Origin of the sequence: Halopseudomonas xinjiangensis (assembly GCF_900104945.1) — a bacterium.
In the GTDB taxonomy this organism is placed as follows: Bacteria; Pseudomonadota; Gammaproteobacteria; order Pseudomonadales; family Pseudomonadaceae; genus Halopseudomonas; species Halopseudomonas xinjiangensis.
Genome location: NZ_LT629736.1, coordinates 3,527,538 through 3,536,992, shown reverse-complemented (window position 1 = coordinate 3,536,992; position 9,455 = coordinate 3,527,538). Strand labels below are relative to the sequence as shown.

The window sequence follows — 9,455 nt, the reverse complement described above, 5'->3', positions numbered from 1 at the left end:
CGAGGGCTTCATGATGGAGTTCCTCCAGTCGCACACCAGTGTGATCTACCAGCCACCCTTCGACAGCCGCTGGTACAACGGCATCAATCCCTACGCGCTGGGTTTCGCGATGATGCAGGACATTCGCCGAATCTGTGAACACCCTACCGAAGAAGATCGCCGCTGGTTTCCCGACATTGCCGGCAGCGACTGGCTTGAGAGCATCAAATTTGCCATGCGCACCTTCAAGGACGAAAGCTTCATCCTGCAGTTTCTCTCGCCCAAGGTGATCCGGGATCTGAAACTGTTCGCGGTGGTCGACGATGACCAGCGTGACCATCTGGAAATCGCCGCCATCCATGACGATGAGGGCTATCGAGCCGTCCGCCAGCATCTGGCCGCCCAGTACAACCTGGGCAACCGGGAGCCGAACATTCAGGTATGGGAGGTGGACCGGCGCGGTGACCGCTCGCTGACGCTCCGGCATCAGCGGCATGAAGGCAAGCCGCTGGGCGAGTCGACCAGCGAGATGATGAAGCATCTGCACCGTCTCTGGGGCTTCGACATTCATCTCGAAAGCGTCGAAGGCGAGCGCGTCGTCGACGAGGTACATGTCCCTCCGCGCCCGGTCGAGGGCCGTCTCCCGCGCTTCGATCTGAACATCCCGCCGATCTGATCAGCTCCAGTCGCGGGCCCGGGTGCTCCCTGGCCTGCTTCAGCCAAATCGCTTACAGTCGCCGCATGAACTATTCATTCAAACGCTTCCTGGTTGGCGGGGCGGTGCGCGACCAACTGCTGGACCTGCCCGTTACCGAGCGCGACTGGGTTGTGGTCGGCGCAACGCCTGAGGATATGATCGCAGCGGGCTTCCGACCCGTCGGACAGGATTTCCCGGTGTTTCTTGAACCCCGCACCGGCGAGGAGTACGCCCTCGCCCGGACCGAGCGCAAGAGCGGTCGGGGCTACGGCGGCTTCGTGTTTCACACGAGTCCGGACGTGACGCTGGAGCAGGACCTGGTGCGTCGCGATCTGACCATCAACGCCATGGCGATGGACGATGACGGCAGCATCGTCGACCCCTACGGCGGCCGGGCTGACCTGCAGCAACGACTGCTGCGCCACGTTTCACCCGCCTTCGGTGAGGATCCGTTGCGCGTATTGCGGGTGGCGCGATTTGCCGCGCGTTACGCCGACCTGGGTTTCCGGATTGCCGATGAGACGTTGCAACTGATGCGCGAACTCGCCATCTCCGGCGAGCTGGAAGCACTGACCCCTGAGCGAAGCTGGAAAGAGATCAGCCGAGCGCTGATGGAAGCCCGGCCTGACGTCTTCATCGCCACGCTTCGCGACTGCCGGGCTCTGGAGCATCTGCTGCCGGAGCTCGGGGTCGAGCAGCTTCCAGAGCATCTCCTGCCAACGCTACATCAGACCGGAAAGATGCGGCTTCCGCTGCCGCCACGCTGGGCCTGCCTTGTCGAAAGCCTGGCGGAGTCAACTCGGATAAGCGAATGCCCACGCGACGAACTCAGCGCGATCCAGTCGGCAAATCGTCGCTTCAAGGTACCTCGCGATTGTCAGGAGCTTGCCGTGCTCACCGGCAGGTTCCAACTGTGTTATCAGAAGGCATGCGAACTGTCGGCCGAGGCGCTGATGGATATGTTCAAGGCCTTCGACATCTATCGCCGACCGGAACGCTTCGAGCAGTTTCTCGACGCGTGCGAGGCGTTCCAACGCAGCGCAGGCGCGGGGCAGGCGCTCCGGGAGACACCCTATCTGAGCGAGGCCGCCATGGCAGTACGGGAAGTTGGCGTGGAGGCGCTACTGGCCCGCGGGCTGGGCGGAGGCGAGCTCGGACAAGCCTTGCAGCAAGAGCGCGTGAAAGCACTGGAAGCGTACCAGGCGGAGCAGCAGACGCAGCATTAGGCGCTCAACGGCCGGAAACGTCACGAGGCCGGTACGTTTCGATTAAAGGCAAAGGAGTCAGAGACTGCTCGCGCCAGGCAAACTCTACCGGCCAGAGCATCTGATTACCCTGCCACGCGCTCCAAACCCCGGCGATATTGCTCGGCTCTCCCGCCAGCGTCAGCTGTGGCGCCAGCAACGCCAAGGGCCAGAGCACAAAGGCGTTGCGTCGTAGCTCAGGACGTGGAAGCTCTATGCCGTCATGCCTCCCGGTCAGTTCACCGTATACCAGCACGTCGATGTCCAACGTAATACGGCCTGCGGTTCGGCTTTCTCGCCGTCCGCAAGCCGCTTCGATAGCCTTGAGCCCCGCATTCAGGTCAGCCAGGCTCAGGTGCGTCTGCGCCCCGACCACCATGTTGAAAAAGCGCTGCCCGAGCACACCGACCGCATCGCTTTCGAAAACCGGTGAACACTGCAACGGCCCGAGTAGCTGCTCGAGCGCATCCAGCCCACGGCGCAGGAAGTGTTCCCGGTCGACGTTGCTGCCCAGCCCGAGATAGATGGCAGTCACGACAGCCTGGCGCCACGCTCGATCAGTACTCCGACGCCTCCGAGCGCTTCCGGCACAGCGCCGGGCTTGGTCACACGCAAGCGCAGCCAGGGCACACCGAACTCGCAAATGATCGCGCTGGCGAGTCTGTCCGCGAAGGTTTCAACCAGGGCGCACGAACTGGCCGCTGCGAATCCGGCGATTCTCTGGCTGATCGCAGCATAATCGAGCGTCGCAGTGATATCGTCCTCTGCTGCAGCGCGGGCCATATCCCAGCCCATGTCGAGATCGATGATCAGGCGCTGCGGAGCGATCCGCTCCCAGTCGTAGACGCCTATGACAGCATCGACAGACAACCCGTTAATGAATACCTGATCCACTCGTCCCCCACTGTTCGTCTACAATCTGGTTTTTGCCACGGCGCGACGACGATGCCTGCGAAGTTCGTCATTCTCTTGTGTATTGCCTACCTGCTTGGCTCGGTGTCGTTCGCCGTGCTCCTGAGCAGGCTTGGGAGGCTACCAGACCCTCGCTACAGCGGCTCCGGCAATCCCGGCGCAAGCAACATGCTGCGCCTGGGACACCGGCAGCTGGCGCTGGCCACACTGGTCGGCGACTGGAGCAAGGGCGCCGCGGCGGTGTGGATTGCAGCGCGGGTCGGATTGTCACCACCCCAGCAAGGCTGGGTCGCATTGGCGGCAATCATCGGACACATCCTGCCGATATTCCATCAGTTTCGTGGCGGCAAGGGCGTGGCTACGGCCGGCGGCGCGCTGATGCTGCTGTCCTGGCCGGCTACGCTGATCGCAGCAGTGCTCTGGCTGGCCGTGTTTCTGATCAAACGTATCGCGTCACTGGCGTCGTTGGCCGCCTGTGCCGGGCTTCTGCCCTGGTTCGCCTGGCGACACCCGCAACTGCTGCTACCCATCCTGCTTATGGTGTCGCTGATCCTGCTACGGCACCGTCTGAACATCGGCCGCCTGCTCAGCGGTACCGAAAACGACTTCCGCCGCTAGCTGTCGGCCTGGTCTATCGCCGGTAGCTGCTCCATCGGCCATCGAGCCCGGGCCTCGATCCCGGCGCTGTCGCGCTGCCCTGCCTGCAGTCGCTGACAGCCAGCGTAAGCGATCATCGCGCCGTTGTCGGTACAGAACTCGGGTCGCGCATAAAACAGCTCTCCGTTCAAACCATGCGCCATCCGCCCCAGCGACTCACGCAGACGCCGGTTGGCGCTGACGCCCCCAGCGATCACCAGCCTCTTGAGTCCGGTGGACTTGAGTGCGCGGCGGCATTTGATAGTCAGGGTTTCAACCACAGCATGTTCGAAGCCCAGGGCGATATCACAACGGGTCTGTGAATCGACATCGCTCCCTCCAGCCTGTTGCCAGGCGTTCAGCACCGAGGTTTTCAAGCCGCTGAAACTGAAATCGAGACCCGGGCGGTCCGTCATCGGACGCGGGAAGACGAAGCGCCCCGGCTCGCCCGTTTGAGCCAAGCGGGCGATCTCCGGCCCGCCCGGATACGGCAGCCCCATCAGTTTGGCTGTTTTGTCGAAGGCTTCACCGGCAGCGTCGTCCAGCGACTCGCCAAGCAGCTGATAACGGCCGATCCCATCCACCCGAACCAGCTGGGTATGGCCACCAGATACCAGCAAGGCGACGAACGGAAACTCCGGCGGATTCTCTTCCAGCATGGGCGCAAGCAGGTGGCCTTCCATATGATGGACGCCCAGTGCAGGGACGCCCCAGGCAAAAGCCAGCGCCTTGGCGCAAGCGGCGCCTACCAGCAGCGCTCCAACCAGCCCGGGGCCGGCCGTGTACGCTACGCCGTCCACGTCACCTTCAGCCACGCCAGCGCGCGTGAAGACCTCGCGCATCAACGGAACCAGGCGCTTAACGTGATCGCGCGACGCCAGCTCGGGAACCACGCCGCCATAGATGCGATGCAGGTCGATCTGGCTGAACAACGCGTCCGCCAGCAGGCCGCGCTCGCTGTCGTACAGCGCTACGCCTGTCTCATCGCAGGATGTTTCTATTCCGAGAATGCGCATTGTCTGCCTGTCTGGCCGTCATCTTCAGGTAACATGCCGCGCATGATAATCAGCCCGGCCGCCTGCGGCTAGTTTTTAACCATGAAGACTTTGCATTTCTCGAATTTAGGCGGTAACATCCGCTCCCCTGAAATGCACTTGCTACTGGCTAGGCCGGTAGCCATGACTCACAGATTTGAGAAAGGTACGAAATGCCTGCCGTCAAAGTAAAAGAGAACGAACCCTTCGACGTCGCACTGCGCCGCTTCAAGCGCTCCTGCGAGAAAGCCGGTGTACTCGCCGAAGTCCGCCGCCGCGAGTTTTACGAGAAGCCGACTACCGAGCGCAAGCGCAAGGCAGCTGCTGCCGTCAAGCGTCACGCCAAGAAGCTGCAGCGCGAAAACCGCCGCCGCGAGCGTCTGTACTGAGTTACAGCTGTCTGCCGGGCCTGACACAGGCCCGCTGAATTGGCGTGGGTCCCGCACCCCCCCCCGATACAGAGCAGGCAATATTGCTGAACGCACTTCTCCGGCCATCCTGAATATGGATACGGCTGGTTTTTTGCGTTGCCGTGAGATAGTGTCCGATCCAATCGCTCGACGCCAGCGGACCGGCGTCTCTTTAGCTTTTTCAGGGCAACAGGCATGGCTGGGCTGATTCCACAGGGCTTTATCGATGATCTGCTCGGCCGCTCGGACATCGTCGAGGTCGTCGGCTCAAGACTGAAGCTGAAGAAGACCGGCAAGAACTTCTCCGCACTGTGCCCGTTCCATAACGAAAAATCGCCCTCATTCAGCGTCAGTCCGGACAAGCAGTTCTACTACTGCTTCGGCTGCGGCGCCGGCGGCAACGCGATCAGTTTCATCATGGACTTCGAACGCCTGGATTTCCCCCAGGCGGTCGAAGAACTCGCTCGCAACCAGGGCGTCGATGTCCCGCGTGAAGAGCGCACCGACCGCAAGGGCCAATCCACCCCGCGCCAGGACAGCCCCCTGTATGCGCTGCTGGAACAAGCAGCTGCTTACTATCGCCAGCAGCTGCGCCATCATGGGCAACGACAGCGCGCCGTAGGCTATCTGAAGCAACGCGGGCTGACAGGCCAGATCGCCAAGCTGTATGACGTCGGTTTCGCCCCGCCCGGCTGGGACAATCTGATGTCGCATCTGGCCCATGACAACACCGAGCAGAAAGCACTGCTCGATGCGGGGCTGGTAGTGGAGAACCCCGAGACCGGCAAGCGTTACGACCGCTTCCGGGATCGCATCATGTTTCCCATCCGCGATGCGCGGGGGCGCGTCATTGGCTTCGGTGGGCGCGTCCTGGGTGACGAAAAGCCCAAGTACCTGAACTCTCCGGAAACCCCGGTGTTTCATAAAGGCCGCGAGCTTTACGGCTTGTTCGAGGCGAGACGGAGCAACCGTCAGCTTGAAGACATCCTGGTCGTTGAAGGCTACATGGATGTCATCGCCCTCGCCCAACACGGGATTACCAACGCGGTGGCGACGCTCGGCACTGCTACCAGCGAAGACCATTTGCGCCGCCTGTTCCGGGTTGTACACAACGTGGTGTTCTGTTTCGACGGCGATAATGCCGGCAGGCAGGCCGCCTGGCGGGCCTTGCAGGCGTGCCTGCCTGCCATGGAAGACGGCCGCCATGTGCGCTTCCTGTTTCTGCCCGAAGGGCAGGACCCGGATACGCTGGTACGCAGCGAAGGGCAGGATGCTTTCCGCGCGCGCCTGGTACAGAAGTCCGTCGCGCTGACCGAATATCTGTTCCGGCACCTCGAAAAAGAAGCCAACATCGAAAGCCTGGAAGGCAAAGCACACCTGGCGACCCTGGCGCTTCCGCTGATCGAGCAGGTCCCGGGCAGCCTGTTGCGCCGACTGCTGCGCCAGGCGTTGGAAAATCGGACAGGCATGCGCCTCGACGAGCTGCCAGCGAGTCCGCCGCCCCCTGCTGAGGCCGAGCATTACTATTCGACCGATGACAGCACGACCGAAGCGCCGCGCTACGAGCCTGCCGCCGCGAAACGCGAGCGCTGGACGCGCAGCGCTCCGCGCCGTTCGTCAGTTGAACGCAGCAATGTCGAGGACCCGCTGCTTGGGGCGGCGAGAACCCTGCTGCACCATCCCCATCTTGCGGGGGTGGTCAGCGAAGCCCAGGAGTTCGCCGACGAGGATAGAGACGAGGCGCGACTGCTGATCGCGCTGATCGGCGCCCTTCAGAAAAACCCGGGACTGTCGACAATACAATTACTGGCGCGCTGGCACGGTACGGCACTCGGCGAACAGCTTTCTCGGCTCGCCGAAAAGGAATGGTTGTTGAATATTCCGAGCGCCAACCTTGAACAACAGTTTTTTGACACTATAAATAGATTGAAGGCGGGACAAACCGACCGCCACATCCAGAGACTCCTCGACAAATCGGCCAGCGTGCCGCTCACCACCGAGGAAAAACAGCAGCTGCGGACCTTACTCGCCAATCGGACGGCATCGACGGCCGACCGTTGAGCTTGCGCCAACTGGCGCTGGAGACCCTGATCAGGGTATAATCCGCAGCTTATTTTTTTGCACACAAGGCATCCACAAGGGTTGTTATGTCCGGAAAAGCGCAACAGCAATCCCGTCTCAAGGAGCTAATCGCTCGCGGTCGCGAGCAGGGCTTCTTGACCTATGCGGAGGTCAACGACCATCTGCCGGAGGATATATCGGATCCGGAGCAGGTTGAAGACATCATCCGCATGATCAACGACATGGGGATCACGGTTTTCGAAACCGCGCCCGATGCCGATGCCCTGTTGCTGGCTGACAACGACGCTGACGAAGCTGCGGCCGAAGAGGCTGCGGCGGCACTGGCCGCGGTCGAAAGTGATATCGGCCGCACCACCGACCCGGTGCGCATGTACATGCGCGAAATGGGTACCGTCGAGCTGCTGACCCGCGAAGGCGAGATCGAGATCGCCAAACGCATCGAGGAAGGCATCCGCGAAGTCATGTCGGCCATCTCCATGTTCCCCGGCACCGTCGACAGCATCCTGGCCGATTACCATCGGGTCGTCGACGAAGGCGGTCGCCTGTCCGACGTCTTCAGTGGCTACATCGATCCTGACGACGATGGCATGTCTGCGCCTGAGAACGCCGAGGTTGCTGCGGCTCAGCCCGTCAAGGCCAAGCCCGAAAACAAGGCCGATGATGACGAGGAAGAAAGCGACGACGACTCCACCGAAGAAGAAGGTGACGGTGGTCCGGACCCGGAAGTCGCTCGTCAGCGTTTCGGCGCCATCGAAGACCAGCTGAACAAGGCCAAGAAGGCCCTGAAGAAGCATGGCCGCGGCAGCCCGCAGGCCACGGCGGAACTGGATGCGCTGGCTCTGCTGTTCATGCCGATCAAGCTGATTCCCAAGCAGTACGAAGCACTGGTCGTACGGGTTCGCGGCTCGCAAGACGCCATTCGTGCCCAGGAACGCGCAATCATGCAGCTATGCGTGCGTGATGCGCGGATGCCCCGCGCCGACTTCCTGCGCAGCTTCCCTGGCAACGAAGTCAACGAAGGTTGGGTAGATAGTCTGCTGGCTGATGGCCCGCGCTACGCCGAAGGCCTCGAGGCGATCAAGCCGGAGATCATTCGTGCGCAGAAGAAACTCGCAGCGATGGAGTCCGATTTCGACCTGACCATCTCCGAGGTCAAGGACATCAACCGCCGGATGTCGATCGGCGAGGCACGAGCACGCCGCGCCAAGAAGGAAATGGTCGAAGCCAACCTGCGCCTGGTTATTTCGATCGCCAAGAAATACACCAACCGCGGCCTGCAATTCCTCGACCTGATTCAGGAAGGCAACATCGGCCTGATGAAGGCGGTGGACAAGTTCGAATACCGTCGTGGTTACAAGTTCTCGACCTACGCGACCTGGTGGATCCGTCAGGCCATCACCCGTTCGATCGCCGACCAGGCCCGCACCATTCGTATTCCGGTGCACATGATCGAGACGATCAACAAGCTCAACCGTATCTCCCGGCAGATGCTGCAGGAGATGGGCCGGGAACCGACCCCGGAAGAGCTGGGCGAGCGCATGGAGATGCCTGAGGACAAGATCCGTAAGGTATTGAAGATCGCCAAAGAGCCGATCTCCATGGAGACGCCGATCGGTGATGACGAAGACTCGCACCTGGGCGACTTCATCGAGGACTCGACCATGGAATCGCCAATCGATTCGGCTACCGTGGAAAGCCTCAAGGAAGCCACTCGTGAAGTCCTCTCCGGGCTGACCGCCCGCGAGGCGAAGGTTCTGCGCATGCGCTTCGGTATCGACATGAATACCGACCACACGCTGGAAGAGGTCGGCAAGCAATTCGATGTAACCCGTGAGCGGATTCGTCAGATTGAAGCCAAGGCGTTGCGCAAGCTGCGTCATCCGACGCGCAGCGATCACCTGCGTAGCTTCCTCGACGAGTAATTCGCGTTACACAAACCCGGCTCCGGCCGGGTTTTTTTATCCCTGTGCCAAGCCAAACCGCTATGGTCACCTCTGGCAGCAGTCCGTATAATGCGCGGCGTTGTACCTGTAGTGGGCCCATAGCTCAGTTGGTCAGAGCAGGCGACTCATAATCGCTTGGTCGTAGGTTCAAGTCCTACTGGGCCCACCATTCCCTTCGGTCATGCCGGTCCTCATCGGACTATCCCAGCCTCGCATCGCAGATGCTCGTCGTTCCGGCGGCGCGAAGCGTGCTTCGCGAAACCCAGCCTTCGCCGTGCTGGCCCATCTATCCGCCTGGTTTCGATACCGGCGCTCGAGCATCCGACCTAGAACGTACAGCTTCGCTCACGTGCAGGCGTGACGACGCAGAGGACCGCGCGCAGCAATACGAAGAGCGGTAGCCAGACGGTGACGGCTAGCAGGCAGATAAACACGGGGAAGATTTGTCCCAGCGCTTCACGATTGAGATTCATATGGACCTCTCTCTGTTAGCGGCGGGCAGGCCGTACAACCGTGGC

At 61.5% G+C, this 9,455-nt stretch carries 10 protein-coding genes and 1 tRNA gene; 7 read left to right on the top strand and 4 right to left on the bottom strand.

The genetic code is table 11. The annotated features are described in order from the left end of the window. On the top strand, positions 1-655 hold a 655-nt coding region (locus BLT85_RS16595), incomplete at its 5' end, for a SpoVR family protein (RefSeq protein ID WP_172829844.1). A 65-nt stretch (positions 656-720) separates the two neighbouring features. After that, positions 721-1,902: a multifunctional CCA addition/repair protein gene (locus tag BLT85_RS16590; protein ID WP_093397180.1), complete on the top strand. Its 1,182-nt coding sequence runs from the start codon at positions 721-723 to the stop codon at positions 1,900-1,902. Between the two features lie 4 nt (positions 1,903-1,906). Here BLT85_RS16590 and folK read toward each other — a convergent pair whose 3' ends face one another. Together folK and folB are read right to left on the bottom strand one after the other, a co-directional pair. Then, positions 1,907-2,455 (bottom strand): 2-amino-4-hydroxy-6-hydroxymethyldihydropteridine diphosphokinase, encoded by a 549-nt coding sequence (gene folK, locus BLT85_RS16585; protein WP_093397177.1) that lies wholly within the window; start codon positions 2,453-2,455, stop codon positions 1,907-1,909. After that, complete coding sequence (folB, locus tag BLT85_RS16580) at positions 2,452-2,814, bottom strand: dihydroneopterin aldolase (protein WP_093397174.1); 363 nt, start codon at positions 2,812-2,814, stop codon at positions 2,452-2,454. The genes folK and folB overlap by 4 nt, the downstream gene beginning before the upstream one ends. A gap of 51 nt (positions 2,815-2,865) precedes the next feature. On the opposite strand from folB, the gene plsY reads away from it, so the two are divergent. Further along, on the top strand, positions 2,866-3,450 hold the full coding sequence (plsY, locus tag BLT85_RS16575; protein ID WP_093397171.1) for a glycerol-3-phosphate 1-O-acyltransferase PlsY: 585 nt from the start codon (positions 2,866-2,868) through the stop codon (positions 3,448-3,450). On the opposite strand, the gene tsaD is transcribed toward plsY, so the two are convergent. Further along, positions 3,447-4,484: a tRNA (adenosine(37)-N6)-threonylcarbamoyltransferase complex transferase subunit TsaD gene (tsaD, locus tag BLT85_RS16570; RefSeq protein ID WP_093397169.1), complete on the bottom strand. Its 1,038-nt coding sequence runs from the start codon at positions 4,482-4,484 to the stop codon at positions 3,447-3,449. The two genes, plsY and tsaD, sit on opposite strands and share 4 nt — an antisense overlap. A 191-nt stretch (positions 4,485-4,675) precedes the next feature. On the opposite strand from tsaD, the gene rpsU reads away from it, so the two are divergent. From rpsU to BLT85_RS16550, 4 genes are all read left to right on the top strand, one after another. Then, entirely contained in the window at positions 4,676-4,891 is a 216-nt protein-coding gene (rpsU, locus tag BLT85_RS16565; RefSeq protein ID WP_036989131.1) for a 30S ribosomal protein S21, read from the top strand. Positions 4,892-5,107: 216 nt separating this feature from the next. After that, complete coding sequence (gene dnaG, locus BLT85_RS16560; RefSeq protein ID WP_093397167.1) at positions 5,108-6,973, top strand: DNA primase; 1,866 nt, start codon at positions 5,108-5,110, stop codon at positions 6,971-6,973. A gap of 86 nt (positions 6,974-7,059) precedes the next feature. Then, a complete protein-coding gene (rpoD, locus tag BLT85_RS16555; RefSeq protein ID WP_093397164.1) occupies positions 7,060-8,916 on the top strand; it encodes an RNA polymerase sigma factor RpoD in 1,857 nt (618 codons plus the stop codon). A gap of 113 nt (positions 8,917-9,029) precedes the next feature. Further along, positions 9,030-9,106: transfer RNA gene (locus BLT85_RS16550), tRNA-Ile, on the top strand. A gap of 157 nt (positions 9,107-9,263) precedes the next feature. On the opposite strand, the gene BLT85_RS16695 is transcribed toward BLT85_RS16550, so the two are convergent. Then, the gene (locus tag BLT85_RS16695) at positions 9,264-9,410 is read right to left on the bottom strand and encodes a hypothetical protein (protein WP_157718196.1); all 147 of its coding nucleotides are present in this window, start codon (positions 9,408-9,410) and stop codon (positions 9,264-9,266) included. Between the last annotated feature and the right edge of the window lie 45 nt (positions 9,411-9,455).